This window comes from Micrococcus sp. EYE_212, from assembly GCF_023147585.1.
Classification (GTDB): domain Bacteria; phylum Actinomycetota; class Actinomycetes; order Actinomycetales; family Micrococcaceae; genus Micrococcus.
Genome location: NZ_JAHXOZ010000015.1, coordinates 25,666 through 46,423, shown reverse-complemented (window position 1 = coordinate 46,423; position 20,758 = coordinate 25,666). Strand labels below are relative to the sequence as shown.

18 protein-coding genes are annotated in these 20,758 nt (G+C 73.8%); 5 read left to right on the top strand and 13 right to left on the bottom strand.

From position 1 onward, the window contains the following. Positions 1 to 2 precede the first annotated feature (2 nt). The 4 genes from KZX60_RS09930 to KZX60_RS09915 all read right to left on the bottom strand — a co-directional run bounded on the left by KZX60_RS09930 (position 3) and on the right by KZX60_RS09915 (position 3,918). Complete coding sequence (locus KZX60_RS09930; protein WP_248117999.1) at positions 3 to 1,730, bottom strand: cytochrome c biogenesis protein ResB; 1,728 nt, start codon at positions 1,728 to 1,730, stop codon at positions 3 to 5. Continuing rightward, the gene (locus KZX60_RS09925) at positions 1,727 to 2,488 is read right to left on the bottom strand and encodes a cytochrome c biogenesis protein CcdA (RefSeq protein WP_248117997.1); all 762 of its coding nucleotides are present in this window, start codon (positions 2,486 to 2,488) and stop codon (positions 1,727 to 1,729) included. The genes KZX60_RS09930 and KZX60_RS09925 overlap by 4 nt, the downstream gene beginning before the upstream one ends. 16 nt (positions 2,489 to 2,504) lie before the next feature. Next, the gene (locus tag KZX60_RS09920) at positions 2,505 to 3,116 is read right to left on the bottom strand and encodes a TlpA disulfide reductase family protein (protein WP_248118019.1); all 612 of its coding nucleotides are present in this window, start codon (positions 3,114 to 3,116) and stop codon (positions 2,505 to 2,507) included. Positions 3,117 to 3,243: 127 nt separating this feature from the next. After that, positions 3,244 to 3,918: a histidine phosphatase family protein gene (locus KZX60_RS09915; RefSeq protein ID WP_248117995.1), complete on the bottom strand. Its 675-nt coding sequence runs from the start codon at positions 3,916 to 3,918 to the stop codon at positions 3,244 to 3,246. 140 nt (positions 3,919 to 4,058) lie between these two features. On the opposite strand from KZX60_RS09915, the gene KZX60_RS09910 reads away from it, so the two are divergent. After that, positions 4,059 to 4,796 carry a hypothetical protein gene (locus tag KZX60_RS09910; protein WP_248117993.1) on the top strand — a complete coding sequence of 246 codons (738 nt, stop codon included), beginning with the start codon at positions 4,059 to 4,061 and terminating at the stop codon, positions 4,794 to 4,796. A gap of 20 nt (positions 4,797 to 4,816) precedes the next feature. Here the strand turns inward: KZX60_RS09910 and KZX60_RS09905 are convergent, their stop codons facing one another. From KZX60_RS09905 to KZX60_RS09895, 3 genes are all read right to left on the bottom strand, one after another. Continuing rightward, positions 4,817 to 5,080: a glutaredoxin family protein gene (locus KZX60_RS09905; protein WP_248117992.1), complete on the bottom strand. Its 264-nt coding sequence runs from the start codon at positions 5,078 to 5,080 to the stop codon at positions 4,817 to 4,819. 83 nt (positions 5,081 to 5,163) lie between these two features. Continuing rightward, entirely contained in the window at positions 5,164 to 5,262 is a 99-nt protein-coding gene (locus KZX60_RS09900; RefSeq protein WP_003792170.1) for an AURKAIP1/COX24 domain-containing protein, read from the bottom strand. A 139-nt stretch (positions 5,263 to 5,401) separates the two neighbouring features. Further along, entirely contained in the window at positions 5,402 to 6,655 is a 1,254-nt protein-coding gene (locus tag KZX60_RS09895) for an acetoin utilization protein AcuC (RefSeq protein ID WP_248117990.1), read from the bottom strand. Positions 6,656 to 6,782: 127 nt separating this feature from the next. On the opposite strand from KZX60_RS09895, the gene KZX60_RS09890 reads away from it, so the two are divergent. Together KZX60_RS09890 and KZX60_RS09885 are read left to right on the top strand one after the other, a co-directional pair. Continuing rightward, positions 6,783 to 8,333, top strand: coding sequence for a potassium transporter TrkG (locus tag KZX60_RS09890; RefSeq protein ID WP_248117988.1), 1,551 nt, complete (start codon positions 6,783 to 6,785; stop codon positions 8,331 to 8,333). Further along, on the top strand, positions 8,326 to 9,000 hold the full coding sequence (locus KZX60_RS09885; RefSeq protein ID WP_248117986.1) for a TrkA family potassium uptake protein: 675 nt from the start codon (positions 8,326 to 8,328) through the stop codon (positions 8,998 to 9,000). Before KZX60_RS09890 ends, KZX60_RS09885 begins: the two co-directional genes overlap by 8 nt. Positions 9,001 to 9,069: 69 nt before the next feature. Here the strand turns inward: KZX60_RS09885 and proC are convergent, their stop codons facing one another. The 6 genes from proC to KZX60_RS09855 all read right to left on the bottom strand — a co-directional run bounded on the left by proC (position 9,070) and on the right by KZX60_RS09855 (position 17,423). Next, positions 9,070 to 9,915: a pyrroline-5-carboxylate reductase gene (gene proC, locus KZX60_RS09880; RefSeq protein WP_248117984.1), complete on the bottom strand. Its 846-nt coding sequence runs from the start codon at positions 9,913 to 9,915 to the stop codon at positions 9,070 to 9,072. Beyond that, on the bottom strand, positions 9,912 to 10,772 hold the full coding sequence (locus KZX60_RS09875) for a sugar phosphate isomerase/epimerase family protein (protein ID WP_248117982.1): 861 nt from the start codon (positions 10,770 to 10,772) through the stop codon (positions 9,912 to 9,914). Before KZX60_RS09875 ends, proC begins: the two co-directional genes overlap by 4 nt. 1 nt (position 10,773) lies before the next feature. Beyond that, positions 10,774 to 11,796: a Ppx/GppA family phosphatase gene (locus KZX60_RS09870; RefSeq protein WP_248117980.1), complete on the bottom strand. Its 1,023-nt coding sequence runs from the start codon at positions 11,794 to 11,796 to the stop codon at positions 10,774 to 10,776. A gap of 3 nt (positions 11,797 to 11,799) precedes the next feature. Continuing rightward, entirely contained in the window at positions 11,800 to 14,649 is a 2,850-nt protein-coding gene (gene topA / locus KZX60_RS09865) for a type I DNA topoisomerase (RefSeq protein WP_248117978.1), read from the bottom strand. A gap of 153 nt (positions 14,650 to 14,802) precedes the next feature. Next, the gene (locus tag KZX60_RS09860; RefSeq protein WP_248117976.1) at positions 14,803 to 16,512 is read right to left on the bottom strand and encodes a methyltransferase; all 1,710 of its coding nucleotides are present in this window, start codon (positions 16,510 to 16,512) and stop codon (positions 14,803 to 14,805) included. After that, complete coding sequence (locus KZX60_RS09855) at positions 16,512 to 17,423, bottom strand: rhodanese-related sulfurtransferase (protein WP_248117974.1); 912 nt, start codon at positions 17,421 to 17,423, stop codon at positions 16,512 to 16,514. The genes KZX60_RS09860 and KZX60_RS09855 overlap by 1 nt, the downstream gene beginning before the upstream one ends. A gap of 103 nt (positions 17,424 to 17,526) precedes the next feature. Here KZX60_RS09855 and KZX60_RS09850 point away from each other — a divergent pair, with 103 nt between their 5' ends. Continuing rightward, positions 17,527 to 18,300: a GNAT family N-acetyltransferase gene (locus tag KZX60_RS09850; RefSeq protein WP_248117972.1), complete on the top strand. Its 774-nt coding sequence runs from the start codon at positions 17,527 to 17,529 to the stop codon at positions 18,298 to 18,300. 128 nt (positions 18,301 to 18,428) lie between these two features. After that, a complete protein-coding gene (locus KZX60_RS09845; RefSeq protein ID WP_248118017.1) occupies positions 18,429 to 20,750 on the top strand; it encodes a DEAD/DEAH box helicase in 2,322 nt (773 codons plus the stop codon). The last annotated feature ends 8 nt before the right edge of the window (positions 20,751 to 20,758 follow it).

Here is a 20,758-nt window from a genome sequence, read left to right as displayed (position 1 = left end):
AGTCAGGCTCCTGAGGCGGGATGGGTGATGCCGGGGTCGGCGTGGGGGGCGCGGGGCGCGGCCGTCGCGGCCACCGCGCCGGAGGGGTCGGGCCGGTGCTCCTCGGCGTCCGGCGCGGAGACGGGCCACATGCGGTCCATGGCCGCGCGCAGGGCGAGGTGCTCCTCGCGCAGCCCGAACTCCTCGCCGCGGGCGAGGAGGGCGTACTCGACGCGGGTGCGGCCGTCGTCGCCGACGGCGGCGCGCACCCACGCGCGGCGGCGCCGCACGAACAGGCTGGTGGCGAGGCCGAGCAGGGCCGTCACGGCGAACAGGCCCACGCCCCACTTGCCCGGGTCGTAGTGGATGTCCACGCCCACATAGCGGCGGACGCCGTCGAAGCTGATCGAGCCCTTGCCGTCCGGCAGCTGGTGGGTCTGCCCCGGGGTCAGCGTGATGCCGCCGTTCTCGCTCTTGCGGCTGTTCAGCTCGGTGAGGGACTCGGTGTCGAGCACGTACACGTTCTGCGGCACGCCGCGGTCCAGGCCGAGGTCCCCGGCGTACGAGTTGAGGATCAGCGTCGGGTTCAGCAGCTCGGGGTCCACGGAGACCTGCACCCCGGAGCCCGTGGGGTCGTCCGCCGCGGGCATGAACTGGCCCACGAAGCCCAGCTGCTCCGGCCGCGCGTCGGGCGCCTTGACAACGGCCATCGAGTTGAAGTTCTGGTCCTGCACGCGGGTGACCACGGGGCCCTGGAAGGCGATGTCCCCGTTGCCGTCCCGCACGGTGACCACCGGGGCGTAGCCGTTGCCCATGAGGTAGACGCGGGCGCCGTCCACGGAGAGCGGGTGGTTGACCTTCAGGATCTCCTCGTGGGCCTCGCCGCCGGCGCCCTCGCGGACCTCCATCACGGCCGTGTAGTCGAGCGGCTGGCCCCAGTGCGCCTCGGACTGGCGCTCGAACCGCGCGTCGAAGGACGTCAGCGCCAGGGAGAAGGGCTGCAGGCTGTTCGGGTCGAAGCGGGCGCCCGGCGTGAAGGAGTCGTAGGCCACGAGGTTGTTGGCGAAGCCCTCGCCCTCCACGATGATCTTCTGCCCGCCGTACTTGGTCATGCCGCCGTACGCCATGAACACGAGCACGCCGATCAGCGAGACGTGGAACAGGATGTTGCCGATCTCGCGCAGGTATCCGCGCTCGGCGCCCACGGAGGCGCCGCCGTCCTCGGGCCGGTACTCCACGCGGTAGCGGCGCCTCTTCAGCCAGGCCTGCGCCTGCCGGACGGCGTCCTCGGGGGCGGGGCCGCCCTCCTCGAGCACCACGACGCCGGACTCCGGCAGCCGCTCGAGGCGGCGCGGTGTGCGCGCCGGGGGCTGGCGCAGGGCGTGGGCGTGCTTGACGGCGCGGGGCCACACGCAGCCCACGAGGGAGATGAACAGCAGCAGGTAGATGGCGGAGAACCAGGCGGAGGTGTAGACGTCGAAGAACTGCAGCGCGTCCAGCACCGGGCCCCAGAACGGGTTGTCCTCGATCCAGCGGTCCACCACCTCGGGGCCCGCGCGGCGCTGCGGCACGAGGGAGCCGGGCACGGCGGCCACGGCCAGCAGGAGCAGCAGCATGAGCGCCGTGCGCATGCTCGTCAGCTGCGTCCACATCCAGCGCAGGGTCCCGGCCAGCCCGAGCGAGGGGAGGGCGACGTCCCGCGCGCGGGCGGGCTGGGGGGCCGAGGAGCCGTGGCCCGTCGAGGAGCTCACAGGGGCATCTCCCATTCGTTCGCGAACCAGAACTGCAGCTGGGTGGTCCACACGGTCCACACCCCGGTGGCCATGAGCAGCCCGAGGAGGATCAGCAGGGCGCCGCCCAGGCGCATGATGAGCACGCGGTGCGTGCGGAAGAAGGCCAGGGCCCGCAGGCCACGCTCCATGCCCAGGGCGATCAGCACGAACGGCACGCCGAGGCCGAGGCAGTAGAGGAAGGCCAGGAGCGCGGCGCGGCCCAGGGAGCCCTCGCCGCCGCCCACCGTGGACATCGCCAGGACGGCGGCCATCGTGGGGCCGATGCACGGGGCCCAGCCGAGCCCGAAGGTCATGCCGAGCAGGGGGGCGCCGGCCAGGCCCATGCCGGGCTTGGCGTGCACCCGGCGCTCCTGCTGCAGGCGCCCGCCGCCGCCCATGAAGATGACGCCCATCAGCATCACGAGCACGCCGAGCAGGCGGGTGACCCACACGCCGTCGCGCTGCAGCCACAACAGGGCCTGCGTGAACACCACGCTGACGGCCACGAAGACCACCGCGAACCCGAGCACGAAGAGCACCGCCCCGAGGGCGAGGCGCCCGCGACGGCGCGAGGTGAGCACGTCCCCGCCCAGGCCGGTGACGTAGCCGAGGTAGCCGGGCACGAGCGGGAGGACACACGGGGAGAGGAAGGAGACGAGGCCGGCGAGCAGAGCGACCGGCGCCGCGAGCAGGAGGGAGCCCTGCAGGGCGATCTCGGCGAAGGGGTTGTCGCGCATGGGCTCTGCCGGCGGCTCAGGCCGCGGCCTCGTCCACCACGGTCTTGAGCAGCGCCCGGAGCGTGGACTCCTCGATCGCGCCGAGCACGCGGGCGGAGACGCGGCCCTGGGCGTCCAGCACGAGGGTGGACGGCACGGCCTGCGGGGGCACGTAGTCGGTCATGCGCAGCAGGACGTCGCCGCGCGCGTCCTCCACGGAGGGGTAGGGGATCTCGAAGGACCGCTCGAAGGCCTGCGCCGTGGTGGCCGTGTCCCGCACGTTCACGCCGAGGAAGTTCACCCCCTGCGGGGCGAACTCCTCGTGGAGCGAGACCAGGTGGGGCGCCTCGACGCGGCACGGCGCACACGCGGCGTACCAGAAGTTGAGGAGGGCGGGCGCGCCGCGCAGGCTCTCCCCGCTCACGGGCGTGCCGTCGAAGCGCGTCGCGGTGAACTCCACGGGCTCCCCGCGGTCGGCCGGGGCGAACTCGAGCACCGATCCGTCGCCGGCGATGTAGTTCTTGCCGTCCCCGTTGCCGGCCTGAGCGGCCAGGGAGTCATCCCCGCCGGAGCAGGCCGCGAGCACGGGCGCCAGGCCGGCGGCCGTGAGGCCGGCGAGCACGCGACGGCGGGTGAGCGGGGACTGCAGGGTCATGGGCGGGCGCTCCAGGCGAGGCGGACGGGAGGGAGTCGGAGGGCCCCCGCGGGGGCCTGATCGAGTCTATCCTCCGCCCCTGATCCTGACTGAACCCTGGGCGTCAGCCGTCCCGGGGGCCTCAGGCGCCGGGCAGGGAGGAGGCGTCCTTGAGGAGCTCGCGGTTGGGCTCGTGGTACTCGACGCGCGGGGTGGCCCGGCCCTCCTCGAACACGAGGGAGGTCACCGAGGTGAGGGAGCACTCGCGCTGACGCGGATCGTGCCACAGGGGCCGGCCCTCGACCGCGAGGCGGGTGACCCAGATGGGGAGCTGGTGGGAGACGAGGATGGCCTCCGCGCCGGGGCCGAGGGTGTCCACCGCCTCCCCCTTCACGCGGTCCACCACCTCGAGCATGCGCGCGGCCTGCTGGTGGTAGGGCTCGCCCCACGAGGGGCGCAGGGGATTGCGCAGCTTCGGCCAGAGGCGCGGGTCCCGCTTGAGGGAGTCGACCACCTGGGACATCCCCTCGAAGGCGTTCTCGGCCTCGATGAGGTTCGGCTCGGTGAGCAGCGGCCGGGAGAAGGCGCCGGCGATCGGCGCGGCGGTCTGCTGAGCGCGCAGCAGCGGGGAGGCCGCCACCAGGGCCGGATGCCGCCGGATGCGGTTCGCGCGGTGCAGGAACCACTCGGCCACGCCGTCGGCCATCCGGTGCCCCAGCTCCGAGAGGCCGAACCCGTCCAGACGGCCGTAGAGGACGCGGTCGGGGTTGTGGACCTCGCCGTGACGGACGAGGTGGACGGTCGCGATCGTCTGCATGCCACCAGTCTGGCAGACCGGCCGGCCCGGTACGGTGGGGAGCAGCAGCCCGCCGGCGTCGCGAGCGCCGGGCGCACAGGGCTCCCACCGTCCCCGCCGCCGTCGCCCTCCCCGCGGCGGCGCTTCCCCAGGAGGCACCCATGACCGGCTCGACCAATCCCTACGGCCAGAACCCGTACGGCCAGGGCACTCCGTCCGGGCAGGAGCCCGCGGGCGCCGCGAACCCGTACGGGACCGCCCCCGGCGCGCACGAGCAGAACCCGTACGGCCGCCCCGAGGACGGTGCGGCCCCGTGGGGCGCCCAGGCGCCCTCGCCCTCCCCGGCGGCCATGCCGGGCGTGGGCCACCCGCAGGGCGCCGTGCCCGGCGTCGGCATGCCCGCCCCCGCGCGCCCCGGCTCGATCACCGCGGCCTTCTGGCTGATCGTGTCCGCGGGGCTCGTCCAGCTCCTCAGCACCGCGCTCGGCCTGCTCGCCGCGAACACCCCGGAGGGCCGCGCCCTGCTCGAGCAGACCCTGCGGGACGCGGTGGGGCAGGCGGGCCTGCCGGCGGAGCAGGCGTCCGAGATGGAAGCCATGATGCTGGGCGCCGTGCCCGCCGTCCTCACGACGACGGCCGTGCTCGGCGTTCTCGGGTTCCTGCTCTACCTGCTGATCGCCGTCAAGATCCGCGGCGGATCCCGGGCCGCCCGCACCGTGGGCACCGTGCTCGCGGTGCTCTCCGTGCTCATGCTGCTCGCCAACCTGGCGATGGGCGCGTTCTCCGTGTTCGAGCTGCTCTGGGTGGGCCTGGGCGTGGCCGGCATCGTCATGGCCTACCGCAAGGACGCCACCGAGTTCATGCGCCTCAAGGCGTGGGAGCACGCCGGACGCCGCTGACGCCGCCGGCGGCGGGGCTCTCAGGCCGCGTCGAGCAGGCGGCCCAGGCGCGCGGCGTCCACACGCCAGAAGTCGCGCTGGACGCCGTCCACGAACAGCACGGGCACCTCGTCCGCGAACCGCTCGAGCAGCTCGGGGTGGGCCGCGCCGTCCACGGGCTCCCACGTCTGGCCCCGCTCGGCGCACACCTGCGCGACGACGCCGGCCGCCTCCTCGCACAGGTGGCACCCCGGCTTCACGAGGAGCTGGACGCGGGCGGCGGAGGCGGGCAGGTCGGCGGTCATGGCGACCATGCTACGGACACGACGAGGCCGCCCGCTCCTGACGGAACGGGCGGCCTCGCTGGCGCTCTCGACGAGCGCGGGCGTCACTTCTTGTTGCGACGCTGGTGGCGGGTCTTGCGAAGCAGCTTGCGGTGCTTCTTCTTCGCCATGCGCTTGCGGCGCTTCTTGATGACAGATCCCATGGGGACTCCTTGCGTCGGGGTGAGGGTCGGCGGCTGGTGGGGACCGCGGGCATCCGGGCTCCCGGACACGCCGACCCGCATTCCACCGGGTGTGGAACGCATGAAAACGTTCTCGGTCACAATACCGGGCGGACGAGCCTCAGTCGAACCAGGGATCCAGCCCGTGCAGCGGGAAGACCTCCCGGCGGGTGGCCATGATCGACTGGTCCACAGGATCGGCGGGGTCGTAGCCCACCTCCCACGAGCGCCACCACACGTCCGCGTCCTCGCCCATCGTCGTGGGGATCCGCTCGTCCTCCGCGCCCTCGTGCAGGGACATGTCCCCCGTGAGGTCCTCCGACGTGAGCTCCCGGGCGTGGGCCAGCCACTCGGCGGGGATCGGCGCCCGCAGCGGCACCGGCGTCCCCAGCACCGCGGCGGTCAGGTGCGTCCACGCGCGCGGCACCACCTTGAGCGGGTTGTATCCGCCGCCGCCCGTGGCCAGCCACCGGCCGTGCGCGAAGCGCTCCGCCCAGTCCGCCATGTCGAAGGCGAGCTGGCGCTGGCCGTCCACCGTCAGGCGCAGGTCCGCGAGGGGGTCGGCGTGGTGGGAGTCGCAGCCGTGCTGGCTCACGATCACGTCCGGGGCGAACGCCTGCAGCAGCTGCGGCACCACGGCGTGTACGGCGCGGAGGAAGCCGGCGTCGCCCGTGCGCGGCGGGACGGCCACGTTGGCCGCGGTCCCCTCCGCCGCAGGCCCGCCGGTCTCGTTGGCGAAGCCCGTGCCCGGGAAGAGGCTCATGCCGGTCTCGTGGACGGAGATCGTCAGGACGCGGGGGTCGTCGTAGAAGATCGCCTGCGTGCCGTCCCCGTGGTGCGCGTCCACGTCCACGTAGGCCACGCGCTCGGCGCCGAGGTCGAGGAGGCGCTGGATCGCCACGGCGCAGTCGTTGTAGATGCAGAACCCCGAGGCCTTGTCCCGCGCGGCGTGGTGCATCCCGCCCGCGAAGTTGACCGCGCGGCTCACGCGCCCGGACCAGATGGCCTCGGCGGCCACGAGCGAGCCTCCCGCGATGCGGGCCGCAGACTCGTGCAGGTCGGGGAACACGGGGCAGTCCTCCGTGCCCAGGCCGTGCGCGGCGTCGTCGGAGGAGGTCTGCGCCGAGGCCGCGCGCACCGCGGCGATGTACTCGCGCCCGTGCACGGCGGCGAGCTCGTCGTCCGTGGCCACCGGGGGCTGCAGGATGCTCACGTGCGGGGCGTCGAGGAGGCCGAGGGCGTCCACGAGGCGGTGGGTGAGGTCCAGCCGCAGGGGTGCCATCGGGTGCTCGGCGCTGAAGCGGTAGCGGAGCAGGCTCGGATCCCACACGACCGCGGCGGGCGTGGGGGCATCGGGCTCGAGGGTGGCACTCATCACGTTCCAGAGTAGGTCCCTCGACCGCCCGAGGCCATGGGCGGACGCGCACATGACGGGCGCGGGGCGATACTGGGACGGGCCCGCACGCGGTCCGACACCCGTCACGGCACGCAGGAGGTGCACCATGAGCGCTCGTCCCCGGGCCACGGACCCACAGGGCGGACCGGGCCGTGGCGACTCCGTGCCGCGCCGCGCCTCCCTCGACGACGACCCGGCCCGCGTGGGCTTCGCGCGCTCCCGCCGGCGCCCCGCGCCACGGGTGACGCCCCGGCCCGGTGCCGGGTCCAGCCTGGAGCCCTCCGGCGGCCTGGCGACCGCGCTGCACCGCTCCCGGCGCCGCGTCACGGATGCGGTCGGCGGCTCCCCCGCCCGTGCGGCCCTGTCCGCGTTCGCACTCATGTCCCTGCTGTTCACCGCCCTCCTGATGCTCCCCGCGGCCGCCGAGGACGGTCAGGTGACGCCGCTGCACGACGCGATGTTCACGGCCGTCTCCGCGTTCTCGGTGACCGGTCTGACGGCCGTGAACACGGCGGAGCACTGGTCCGTGTTCGGGGACATCGTCATCCTGCTCGCCATCCAGGTCGGCGGCCTCGGCATCCTCTCCATGGCGTCCCTGCTGACGCTCGCCGTCTCCCGCCACCTGGGCGTCAAGTCCAAGCTGAACACGCAGGAGGCGGGCATGACCACGGGCAACGTGGGAGAGGTCGCCCGCCTGCTGCGGGTCGTCGTCCTCACCGTCCTGACGTGCGAGGCAGCCGTGGCCGTGTTCCTCGTGCCGCGCTTCGCGGCGCACTCCGGCTCGTGGCTGACCGGCCTCTGGGAGGGCGTGTTCTACTCCATCAGCGCGTTCAACAACGCGGGGTTCGCCATCCACCCCGGCGGCATCGCGGAGTTCGCGCACGACCCCGTGATCCTCACCGTGATCGCCGTGGGCGTGTTCGCCGGGGCACTGGGCTTCCCCGTGGTCATGGTGCTGATGGACAAGGGGTGGCGCTTCCGCGCGTGGAACCTGCACACCAAGCTCACGGTGGAGGTGACGCTGATCCTGCTGGTGCTGGGCGCCGTCCTGCTCTTCGTCTTCGAGTCCGGCAACCCGCTCACGCAGGGCGACCTGACGTTCTGGGAGCGGGTCGGCCACTCGCTCTTCGGCTCGATCATGACCCGCTCCGGCGGGTTCGCGATCGACAACCCGGACGTGCACCGCCCGGAGTCCCTGCTCCTCATGGACGCCCTCATGTTCGTGGGCGGCGGATCCGCCTCCACCGGCGGCGGCATCAAGGTGACGACGCTGGCGGTCATGTTCCTGGCCATCATGGCCGAGGCGCGCGGCGACCGCGAGGTCACCGCGCATGGCCGCACGATCGCCCCGGAGACCCTCCGCGTGGCCATCTCGGTGCTCGCCCTCGGCGCGACCCTCGTGCTCGTGGCCACCCTCATCCTGGTCTCGATCCTCGACGAGTCGCTGCAGCGGCCCCTCTTCGAGGTGATCTCCGCGTTCGGCACGTGCGGCCTCTCCGTGGGCATCTCCGAGGCCGCGCCGCCGGCCGGCAAGTACCTCCTGACGGCCATGATGTTCGCCGGCCGCGTTGGTACGATCACGTTCGCCGCGGCCCTGGCCCTGCGCTCGCGCCGCGTCCTCTACCGCTACCCCAACGAGAGGCCGATCCTTGGCTGAGCACCAGCGCTCCGATCCCCACGCCCCCGTGCTCGTGGTCGGCCTCGGCCGCTTCGGAGCGGCGACCGCGGAGGAGCTCGTCTCCCAGGGCCGCGAGGTGCTCGCGATCGAGCGGGACCCCGTGCTCGTCCAGCGCTTCGCCCCCACGCTCACCCACGTGGTGGAGGCCGACGCCACCGACGCCGAGGCCCTGCGCCAGCTCGGCGCGCAGGACTTCTCCACCGCCGTCGTGGGCGTGGGCACCTCGATCGAGGCGTCCGTGCTCATCACGGTCAACCTCGTGGACCTCGAGATCCCCCACGTGTGGGTCAAGGCGATCAGCGAGAAGCACGGCACCATCCTGCGGCGGATCGGCGCGAACCACATCATCTTCCCGGAGCACGACGCGGGCGTGCGCGCCGCGCACCTCGTGAACGGCCGCATGATGGACTTCATCGAGTTCGACGACGACTTCGCGATCGTGAAGATGTACCCGCCGTCCGAGTGCGTGGGCTTCACCCTCGGCGAGTCGAACGTGCGCGCCAAGTACGGCGTGACCGTGGTGGGCGTGAAGACCCCCGGCGAGGACTTCACCTACGCCCAGCCGGACACGCGCGTGGGGCCCCGCGACACGCTCATCGTCTCCGGGCACACCGAGCTGATCGACCGGTTCGCCGCCCGCCCCTGAGCCATGGGCCCGCCGGGTGCCCGCGCCGCATCCCGGCCCCCGGCCGCGTGGCGGTCCGTGCCGCTCGCCTCAGCCGGCGAACTCGCGACCCATCTCGCGGTCGCGCTCGGCCGCGGCGTGCATCGCGCGGGCCACGAGCTGCGGCAGACCGCCGTCCTGCAGCGCGGTCACGGCCCGCTCCGTGGTGCCGTTGGGGCTCATGACGGCGCGGCGCAGGTCCTCGGCGGTCTGCTCTCCCGACTCCACCGCGCGCTCGAGCATGAGGCCCGCGCCCTTCACGGTCGCGGCGGCCATCGCCTCCGCGTCCGCGCGGTCCAGGCCGAGCTCCACGGCATGCTGCGCGATCGCCTCGGCCAGCAGGAACACGTAGGCCGGGGCCGAGCCGGCCGCGGCCACGACGGCGGGCAGCTGCCGCTCGTCCACGCGCACGACCAGGCCCGAGCCGGAGAACAGACCCTCCACGGCAGCGGCCTGCTCCTCCCCCACGCCCTCGGCGGGGGCCACGCCCACGACGCCCGAGCCCACCGTCAGCGGCGTGTTCGGCATGGTGCGCACGAGCGGCTGGCCCGGACGCAGCGCGCCCGCGATCGTCCCGGCCGTGACGCCGGCAGCCACCGAGACCACCACGGCGTCCGCGGGCAGGGCGTCCGCGATGCCGCGCGCGGCGGCCACGAGGTCCTTGGGCTTCATGCCGAGCAGCACGACGTCGACCTCGCGCACGGCGTCCGCGTTCGCCTCGTCCGCACCGCCGGCGGCGCGCACGTCCACCCCCGCGAAGCGCTCGCGCGCGGCCGCGGCGGAGTCCTCCGAGCGGGTGGTGGCGGTGACGTCGGCGGCCTGCACGGCACCCGAGTCGAGGGCGCCGGTCAGGATGGCGCCCGTCATGGTGCCCAGGCCCAGGATGGTCAGCTTCACGGTCGTGCTCCTTCGTCGTCGGTGGTCTCGTCGTCGAGGGTGAGGTGCGTCCGGGCGAAGGCGAGCGAGGCGGCGAGCCGCTCCTCGCGCTGCCCGGCGTAGTCCATGCCGCGCGTGCCCACCTCCACGCACACCGTGCCGGCCAGGCCGGTGCGGGCGAGGTGGCGCAGGGACGCGGCGACGGGCTGGGTGCCCTCGCCGGGGATCAGGTGCTCGTCCTTGTGGCTGTCGGTGCCGTCGGTGAGGTGGACGTGGCGCACGCGGGGCCCGAGCGCCGTCAGCGCCGCGAGGGAGTCCTCGCGGGCGATGGCCGCGTGGGAGAAGTCCCAGCACACGTGCTCGTACGGCTCCGGGACCGGATCCCACTGGGGCAGGTACATCTTGGTCTCGCGGCCGTAGGCGCGCCACGGGTACATGTTCTCCACCGCGATCACCACGCCGGACTCGGCCATGAGGTCGGCGATCCCCTCCGCGAAGCGCTCGGCGTACGTGCCCTGCCAGCGGAACGGGGGGTGGGCCACCACGGTGGCGGCCCCCACGGCCTGGGCCATCTCCACGGAGCGCCGGATCTTCGTCCACGCGGATCCCCACACCTGCTGGGTGAAGAGCAGGGTCGGCGCGTGGATCGAGTCGATCCGCATGCCGGTGCGCTCCGCGAGGGTGCGCAGCCGGTCGGCGTCCTGGCTCCATCCGTTGTGGGTGACCATGACCTCGACGCCGTCGTAGCCCAGGTCCTGCGCGGTGGCGAAGACGTCCTGCGTCCCCAGGGGGAACACCGACGACGAGGACAGGGTCACCGGGATGTCCGCGCCGAAGCGCGGGGCGGGGGCGAGATGCCCGGTGGAGATCAGCGGCATCTCAGCGCACCCCGAGGCGCAGGCCGGGCAGCAGCGTGTCCGTGTTCAGGTCCACGCGCCCGACGCCGGGCACGCCGTCCCGCGTGAGGTGGCCCTCGAGCATGAGGGCGTCCAGGCGGTTGAGGATGAGGCCCTCACGCAGGGCCCAGGGGCAGATCTCCAGCTGCACCACGCCGAAGGTGCGCATCGCGGTGAGCGCCACGATCGCGCCGGCGAGCATCTGCTGGGCCCGGACCTCGGAGACCCCGGGCAGGTCCGCGCGCTCGGCCGAGGGCATCGCGGCGAGGCGGTTGACCCAGAGGTGCAGGTCGTCCGCGCGCAGGTGCCGCTTGACGAAGGGTCCCGCGGCGGACGGCGCCGCGCCGGTGAGGCGGGCCAGCGAGCGGAACGTCTTCGACGTGGCGGTGACGACGACCGGCGGGGTCACCGGGGGGAAGGAGGCGAAGGCCGCCTCCATGTGCGTCGACACGTACTTGCGCAGCTGCTTGACGTCCCTGGGGTGCGGCGGGTCGTCCGGGAGGCGGTCCCGCGTGAGGCGCCCCGCGCCGAGCGGCAGGGACACCGCGTGGGAGGGCAGCTCGTCCTGACCGTAGGCGATCTCGAACGAGCCGCCGCCGATGTCGAAGTTCAGGATGGAGCCGGCGTCCCAGCCCTGCCAGCGGCGCACCGCGAAGTAGGTCATCGCGGACTCCTGCTCGCCGGAGAGCTCCACGAGGTGCACGCCGGTCTGCTCCTCCACGCGGGCGAGCACGGCCTTCCCGTTGGCCGCCTCGCGGATGGCCGAGGTGCAGAAGGAGACCATGTCCTCCGCGCGGTTCTCCTCCGCGAAGGCCACCGCCTCCTGGATGAAGTCCACGAGCTCGCGCTGGCCCTCCTCGCTGATGGCGCCCTCGGCGTCGAGGAAGCGGATGAGCGGCAGCGAGCGCTTGTGGTCGGCGTACGCGGTGGGGCGGGCGCCCGGGTGGGCGTCCACGAGGAGCAGGTGGACGGTGTTCGAGCCGATGTCCAGCACGCCGAGGCGCATGCGTCAGGCCCTCTTCCGAGGGGTGGTCTTCGCGGCCGGCTTCCTCGCAGGGGCCTTCGTGGCGGCCGGCTTGCGGGCCGGTGCCTTCTTGGGAGCCGGGCCCTTGGCGCGCTTGTCCGCGAGCAGCTGGTAGGCCTCCTCGGCCGTCAGCTCCTCGGGCACGCGGCCGCGGGGCACGGTGATGTTGGTGACGCCGTCCGTGACGTACGGGCCGAAGCGGCCCTCCTTCACGGTGACCCTCTTGCCGGACACCGGGTCCTCGCCGAACTCCGCGAGCGGCGGCTTCGCGGTGCCGCGTCCGCGCTGCTTGGGCTGGGCGTAGACCTCCCGGGCCTGGTCCTCGGTGATGCTGAAGATCTGGTCCTCTGACTCGAGCGAGCGCGAGTCGGTCCCCTTCTTCAGGTAGGGGCCGAACCGGCCGTTCTGCGCGGTGATGACCTCACCTTCCGCGTCCGCCCCCACGATGCGCGGCAGGGACATCAGCTGCAGCGCCTGTTCGAGGGTCACGGTGTCCACGGCCATGCTCGTGAAGAGCGAGCCGGTGCGGGGCTTCTGCGCCGCGGGCTTCTTCTTGGGCTTCGGCTTGCCGTTCTTGTAGTACTCGGTGGGCTGCGCGTCCAGCCACGCCTGCAGCTGCTCCTCGGTCATCTCGGGGATGACCTCGGTGACGTAGGGGCCGTAGCGCCCGTCCTTGGCGACGACGGCGTGACCCGTCTCCGGGTCCGTGCCCAGCGCGCGCTCGGAGGGCTTGGCGGTGGCGAACAGCTCCTCCGCCTTGGCGGGGGTGAGCTCGTCCGGGGCCAAGTCCTCGGGGACGTTGGCGCGCGGCGGCGTCGAGCCCTCCTCGGCGCCGGCGGGCAGCGGCTTCTCGAGGTACGGGCCGTACTGGCCCACGCGCAGGGTGATGTCCTCGGTGATCGGCAGGGAGTTCACCGCGCGGGCGTCGATGTCCCCGAGGTTCTCCACCACCTGCTGGAGGCCGTCCATGCCCTTCTCGGCATCCGAGGCCGGGGCGCCGAAGTAGAAGGTCTGCAGCCAGGCCTCGCGGGCCAGCTCGCCCGCGGCGATGCGGTCGAGGTCGTCCTCCATGCGGGCCGTGAAGTCGTAGTCCACGTACCTGCTGAAGTAGTCCTCGAGCAGGCCGATCACGGCGAACGCGGTCCACGACGGGACCAGGGCGTTGCCGCGCTTGGTGACGTAGCCGCGGTCCATGATCGTGGAGATCGTGGGGGCGTACGTGGAGGGGCGGCCGATCTCCCGGCGCTCCAGCTCGGCCACGATGGAGGCCTCGGTGTAGCGGGCCGGCGGGGAGGTCTCGTGACCGGTGGCCTCGATCGGCTCGCCGGTCAGCCGCTCCCCCTCGGCCACCTGCGGCAGGCGGCGGTCTCTGGCCTCGGCCCTCTCCTCCTCGCTCTCCGCGTCCTTGCCCTCCTCGTAGGCGTCGAGGAAGCCCTTGAACGTGATCACGGTGCCGGAGGCGGCGAACTGGGCGGTGCGGCCGTCCTTCGCCTGCGCGGAGAATCGCAGCGTGGCGGTGTAGCCCTTCGCGTCCGCCATCTGGGAGGCCACGGTGCGCTTCCAGATCAGCTCGTAGAGGCGGAACTCGTCCGGGCGCAGCTCGTTCTTCACCTGGGCGGGGGTGCGGAAGGAGTCGCCCGCGGGGCGGATGGCCTCGTGCGCCTCCTGCGCGTTCTCGGAGCGCTTGGCGTACGTGCGCGGCTGCGCCGGCACGGCGTCGGACCCGTAGAGCTCGGCGGCCTGCGTGCGGGCGGCCCCGATGGCCTCCTGGGACAGGTTCACCGAGTCGGTGCGCATGTAGGTGATGTAGCCGTTCTCGTACAGGCGCTGGGCCACCTGCATGGAGACGCGGGAGCTCATCCGCAGCTTGCGCGAGGCCTCCTGCTGCATGGTCGACGTGGTGAACGGCGCGGCCGGCCGGCGCGTGTACGGCTTGTCCTCCACGGCGTCCACCGTGAAGTCCGCGCCGCGCAGCCCCTCGGCCAGGGAGGTGGCGGCGGCCGCGTCCAGGTGCGCGACCTTCTTGCCCGGGGCGGACTTCAGGCGGCCGGCGTCGTCGAAGTCGCGGCCGGTGGCCACGCGCTCACCGTCCACGGTGGAGAGTCGGGCGGTGAAGGAGGCGCCGACGGCGTCGGCGGCCTGCGCGCCCTCGGCGACGGTGAACGTGCCCTCCACACCCCAGTACTGCGCGGGCACGAACGCCATGCGCTCACGCTCGCGCTCCACCACGAGGCGGGTGGCCACGGACTGCACGCGGCCGGCGGAGAGGCCGCGGGAGACCTTGCGCCACAGCACCGGGGAGAGCTCGTAGCCGAAGAGGCGGTCCAGGATGCGGCGCGTCTCCTGGGCGTCCACCAGGTGGGTGTCCAGGTCGCGGATGTTCTGCAGGCCGCGCTGCACGCCCTCCTTGGTGATCTCGCCGAAGGTCATGCGGTACACGGGGACCTTGGGCTTGAGGGTGTCCAGGAGGTGCCACGCGATGGCCTCGCCCTCGCGGTCCGCATCCGTGGCGAGGTAGAGGGCCTCGGCATCCTTGAGCTCGCGCTTGAGCTCGGTGACCTTCTTCTTCTTGTCCGGGTGCACCACGTAGTAGGGGTCGAAGCCGTGCTCCGTGTCCACCGCGAACTTGCCGTAGGGACCCTTCTTCATGTCCGCCGGCAGGTCGGAGGGCTTGGGCAGGTCACGGATGTGGCCCACGGAGGAGTCCACCACCCAGCCCTCGCCCACCGCGTTCAGGTACTTCGCGATGGACTTGCTCTTGGCCGGGGACTCCACGATGACCAGCTTCTTGCCCTGGGGCACGGAGCCGGTCACGGAAGCGGGGGTGGTGGTCAACGGAGTCCTCCTGGACGGTGAGTGCTGCGGGCCCGCCGGCGGCGCCGGGGTGGCGCGGACATGGCGGACGGACGTCCCCACATCGTAGGGGGCGCGTGGCCCACCATAACGGTTGGGTCTCCGTGCGCCCGCAGAGGAGGCGGAGCGGAGCGGTCAGGCCCCCTCCACGAGGAACCCGTCCTCGTAGAGCTCCCGCAGCGCCGCGAGCAGGCCGGCCCGGCCGGCGTCGTCCAGCTCCAGCAGGGCGACGACGGCGCCCACCAGCTGCCCCACGCTCAGCTCGCCGTCCGAGGCGGAGAGGACGCCCGCCGTCGCGGTGTCCAGGCGCGCGGTGCGCCGGAAGCCGCCGCCCTGCCGGGCCAGGATCACCTCCGGGTGCTCGGCGCCGAAGCGCTGGTGGCGCTCCTCCGTGACATCGTCCGCCACGCGCAGGTGGAGGGAGCGCAGGGCGGTCAGCGCCGGGTCGCCGACGACGTCGCCCGACACGCCGCCGGCGCGGTCCGGGACCACGGCGAGCCGGTCCCGGCGGGCGACGGCGGCCGCCCACGCGGCGCCGAGCGCCTCGTCGACCGGCTGGGTCAGCTCCTCGGCGACCGTCCAGCCCCGACCCTGCGAGCCGTCCGCGGCGGGGCGGCGCAGCCACACGTGGCCGAAGCCCACCCCGGAGACCCCACGGGCGGCGAAGTCCTCCAGATAGCCGCGATACGCCGCATCGTAGGCGTGCGGGTCCAGCTCCAGGGAGGAGTCCCGCAGCCAGGTCTCGGCGTAGCCGGCCGGGTCCTGGGCGTCACGCTGGATGATCCAGGCCTGGACGCCGGGGGCGATCCACGAGCGGGGGCGCGCGTCCCAGGCGGCGGCGCCGTCGCCCTCGGCCGGGATCTCCCAGTTGGCGAGCAGCTGCGCGGTGCCGCCCTCGGTCAGGTGATCCGGCAGGGCGGCGATCAGCTCGGCCACGATCCGATCGCCCTCGCGGCCGCCGTCCCGGTAGGTGAGGACGGGGGCGTCCGGGTCGGTGCGCGGCGTGATGACGAACGGCGGGTTGGAGACCACGAGGTCGAAGCGCTCCCCCGCCACCGGGGCCAGCATGTCCCCGGCGAGCAGGCGCACGCGGTCCTCGATCCGCTCCCGGTCGAGGCCGAGCACCTCCGCGTTCAGCAGGAGGTTGAACCGGGTGAACTCGAGGGCCCGCTCGGAGAGGTCCGTGGCGGTGACGTGCTCGGCGTGGGCGAGCAGGTGCAGGGTCTGGATGCCGCAGCCGGTGCCGACGTCCAGGGCGCGACCCACCGGACGGCGCTGCGTGGCACCGGCGAGGGTGAGCGAGGCCCGCCCGATGCCGAGCACGTGGTCCTCCGGCAGCGGACCGCGGCGCTGGAGCGCGGTCTGGTCCGCGGCCACCCACATCCGCCCGGGCTCGTCCACCTCGTACGGGGTGAGCTCCACGGTCCCGCGCACGAGCCCCTCGCCGGCCTCCACCACCAGGCCGGCCGCGAGAGCACCGGGCAGGCCCGTGCGCGGCAGGGCGGCGGCGAGGTCGGAGGCGGGGACGGGGTCGCCGAGCATCCACGCTCCCACGAGCGCGGCGAGCGGACGGTGCGCCGACCGCGGGAGGGCGGCGTCGTCGTCGTGGCCCGTGGCCTCGTCCTCCAGGCCCTCGACGTCCCGCGCTCGGGCGACTGCGAGGCGGGCCGCCTCGGGGCGCTCGCGCGCGAGGGAGTCCGCGGCGACGGGTCCGAGCAGCGCCTCGACCGACTCCGCGGTGTAGGGGAGGTCGGCGAGATCGGCCGCGAGCGCGGCGGCGGCCGCGGGCGTCAAGCGGGGCGCGGGGTGGGAGCCGAGCGGGGTGGACGGCGTGGCGGCGTGCATCAGGCGGCGCTCCTCTCGGCGCAGACGTGGCACCGGTGGTCGGGGTGGGCCGCGTCGCAGGCGGCGCAGCGGACCTCGAGGGTGGTGCAGGCGGGGTCGGCGCAGTTGCGCAGGTCCGAGGTGGGCTCGCCGCACAGGTGGCACCGGCCGATGGTCTCGGCGTCGTCGGTGAAGCGGGTGGCCATGCGCCGGTCGAAGACGGCGAGCTCGCCGCGCCACAGGCCGGAGTCGCCGAAGGCCTCCCCATAGCGGACGATCCCGCCCTCGAGCTGGTAGACCTCGGCGAAGCCGCGGTCCTTGAGCAGGGCGGAGAGGACCTCGCAGCGCACCCCGCCGGTGCAGTAGGCGACGACGGGCGCGTCCTTGAGGTGGTCCAGGGCGCCGGAGTCGACGGCGGCCAGCAGGTCCCGCGTGGTCTCCGCCTGGGGCACCACGGCCCCCTCGAACCGGCCGATGGCGGCCTCGACGCTGTTGCGCCCGTCCAGGAACCGGACGGGGCTGTCCGTGGCGGCGCGCTCGGCGACGAGGTCCGCGAGCTGCTGCGGCGTGAGATGCTCCCCCGTGCCGACCACGCCTCGCTCGTCCACCCGGATCCGCTCGGGGGCGCCGAAGGCGACGAGCTCGGGGCGGACCTTCACGGAGAGGCGGGGGAAGTCCGCCGCGGAGCCCGCGGACCACGTGACGTCGAGAGCGCGGAACGCGGGGTGCTCGCGCGTGGCCCTGACGTAGGCCTTCACCGCCTCGACCGGCCCACCGACCGTGCCGTTGATGCCCTGCGGGGAGACGATGATCCGGCCGGTCAGGCTCAGGGAGGCCGCCAGGGTGCGCTGCCACAGCCGCACGGCCTCGGGATCGGCGAGCGGCGTGAAGCGGTAGTAGAGCGCGATGCGGGAGACGGGGGAAGGACTCACCGGTCCAGGGTAGGTCCCGGCGCGGCACCGCCTCTGTGGCCTCGGATGTTGCAATGGGGTCACGGGTGTTCCCGTGACGGCGGTCACACCCTAGCCTCGTGTCATGACGCAGCATCTGGACACGGCACTGGTGGACACCTGGTTCGAGGCGTGGGCCCGTTCGCGCGGCTACCGGACCGACACGGAGGGCGGCCGGCGCGCGGCGTTGCGCACGCAGCGCCCCGCCCGCATGATCCCCGGCGGCTCCGGCCGGGCCCCGGTGGACGTCCCCGCCACGTGGGAGCACGTCCTCATGACGCCGGGCCAGGAGGAGCTGGACGCGCTGGAGCCCATCCTCGACGACGCACCCGACTCCCTCGTCACCGTGTTCGGGGAGGCCGAGGGGGACCTCGCCGGCCTCGGCCTGGCCTGCCAGGTGGACGCCGAGCGCCTCATGGCCCTCGAGATGGACCCCGAACTGCTCGACGTCGAGCCGCCGCTGCTCCCGGAGGGGTACGAGGCCCGCGTGGACGAGCCCGTGGACGGCAGCCGCCGCCTGCGCGTGGTGGCCGTGGGGGCCTCCACGGCGCCCGAGGGCGAGGAGGAGCTCGCCGCGCTCGGCTGGGTCACGTTCCAGGACGCCACCGCCGTCTACGACCGCATCTGGACCGCGCCGAACCACCGGCGCCGCGGCATGGGCTCCCTCGTGATGCGCCACCTGACCAGCGAGGTGATGAGCGAGGGCGAGGTCCGCCGCGGCCTGCTCGTGGCCTCCCCGGACGGCCAGAAGCTCTACGCCCACCTCGGCTGGACCGATGTGGCTCCGGTGGCCATCTTCAGCCGCGATCGTGTCGAGGGCGCCGCGACCCCCGAGCACACGGGCACCATGGGTGGGTGACCCCGCCGCCCCCGCCCTCTGACGTCCCCTCGCCATGGGAGGACCCGGCCGCCGGGTGGGACGTGCCCGCGCCCCCGGCCGCTCCCGACCACGCGCGCGCGGCCCTCGCCACGGCGCTCGGGCGCCGCATGCTGCCGGAGCAGGTGCTGCACGTGCGCACGGTCCCGTCCCGCGCGGCGCGCCCCGTCGACTGGCCGGCGGGCACACCGGAGGGGCTGGTCGAGGCCTTCGCGGCCCGGGGCGTCGAGCGGCCCTGGGCCCACCAGGTGGAGGCCGCCCTCGCCCTGGCACAGGGCGCGCACACCGTGCTGGCGACGGGGACGGCGTCGGGCAAGTCCCTCGGCTACCAGCTGGCGGTGGGCACGGCCCTGGCCGCCGACCCGAGCGCCACCGTGCTCTATCTGGCACCGACCAAGGCCCTGGCCGCCGACCAGCTGGCGTCGTGGCGCGCCCTCGAGCGCGACGGCGCCCGCTGGCTGCGCGCCGCCCCCTACGACGGGGACACCGCTCCCCAGGACCGGGTCTGGGCGCGGGAGCACGCGAACATCCTGCTGACCAACCCGGACATGCTGCACGTGGGGATCCTGCCGCACCACGAGCGGTGGGCCGTGTTCTTCCGGAACCTGACGCACGTGATCGTCGACGAGTCGCACACGTACCGCGGGGTGTTCGGCTCGCAGGTGGGCATCCTGCTGCGCCGCCTGCGCCGGGTGGCGGCGCACTGCCGGGGCGAACGCCCCGAGACCGTGTTCGTGGGCGCCTCCGCCACCTCGGCGGACCCGGCCGCGCACTTCACCACGCTGATCGGTGCGCCCGCGAGGGCGGTGACGGAGGACGGCTCCCCCCACGGCGCGGTGCACGTGGGCTTCTGGCAGCCCGAGCTGACCGACCGGCGGGGCGAGAACGGCGCTCCCGTGCGGCGCTCGGCCATGGCGACCGCTGCCGACCTCGTCACCGACCTCGCCCTCCAGCAGACCCGCACCCTCGCGTTCATCACATCCCGACGCGGCGCGGAGGCGATCGCGGGCACCGCGAAGCGTCAGCTCGAGGAGGTCGAGGCCGGACTCGGCACCCGGATCGCGGCGTACCGCTCCGGCTACCTGCCGGAGGAGCGGCGCGCGCTCGAAGAGGCCCTCCGCTCGGGGCGGCTGCTCGGCATGGCCTCGACCCCGGCGCTCGAGATGGGGATCGACGTGGCCGGGCTCGACGCCGTGGTGGTGGCCGGCTGGCCCGGGACCCGCGCGTCCTTCTTCCAGCAGATCGGCCGGGCCGGGCGCGGCGGTCAGGACGCGCTCGCGTTCTTCGTGGCCTCCGACGACCCGCTCGACACCTTCGTGGTGGACCACCCCGAGGCCGTGTTCGACCTGGGCGTGGAGGACACCGTGGTGGACCCGCAGAACCCGCACCTGCTCGGCCCCCAGCTGTGCGCCGCCGCCGCTGAGCTGCCGATCACCCCGGACGCACTCGGCTGGTTCGGCACGCCGGCGCGCGTACGGGAGCTGCTCGACGCCCTCGTGGCGCAGGGCCTGCTGCGCCGGCGCCCCGCAGGCTGGTTCTGGACGCACGCCGAGCACGCGGCCGGACTGGTCTCCCTCCGCGACGACGGCGGCGGCCCCATGGACATCATCGACGGCGAGTCCGGGGCACTGCTGGGCACGATGGACTCCCCGCAGACCCACTACCAGGCGCACCCGGGCGCGGTGTACGTGCACCAGGACCGCACGTTCCTCGTGGAGGACCTCGACGAGGACGCCCACGCCGTGCTCGTCACGCGCGCGTGGCCGGACTTCACGACGCAGGCCCGGGACGTCACGGAGATCGAGATCGTGGCCGTGGAGCGTCGGCTCGACGCGCACGGCAGCTCCCTGCGCTGGTGCCTGGGCGACGTGCAGGTGCGCACGCAGGTGGTCTCCTTCCAGCGCAAGGCCCTGCTCTCCGGCGAGGTGCTCGGCGAGGAGCCGCTCGATCTGCCGGCCCGGGACCTGTTCACCTCCGCCGTGTGGTTCCAGGCCTCCTCCGAGGAGCTCGTGGCGGCGGGCCTGACGATGGACCGGCTGCCCGGCGCCCTGCACGCGGCCGAGCACGCCATGATCGGGATGATGCCCCTGGTGGCCTCGAACGACCGCTGGGACATCGGCGGCGTGTCCATGGTGCTGCACCCGGACACCGGCTCGCCCGCGGTGTTCGTGTACGACGGCCGCCCCGGCGGGGCGGGCTTCGCGGAGCGCGGCTTCGAGCAGGCGCGCCACTGGGTCACGGCGACGGCGGCCGCGATTCACACGTGCGAGTGCCCGGAGGGCTGCCCCTCCTGCGTGCAGTCCCCCAAGTGCGGCAACCGCAACAGCCCCCTGGACAAGGCCGGGGCGCTGACGGTGCTGCGCTTCCTGATCGAGCGGTTCGATGCGCTCGCGGAGGTGGACGTGGGTGAGCCGGAGGCGGCCGAGGACTGACCGCCTCC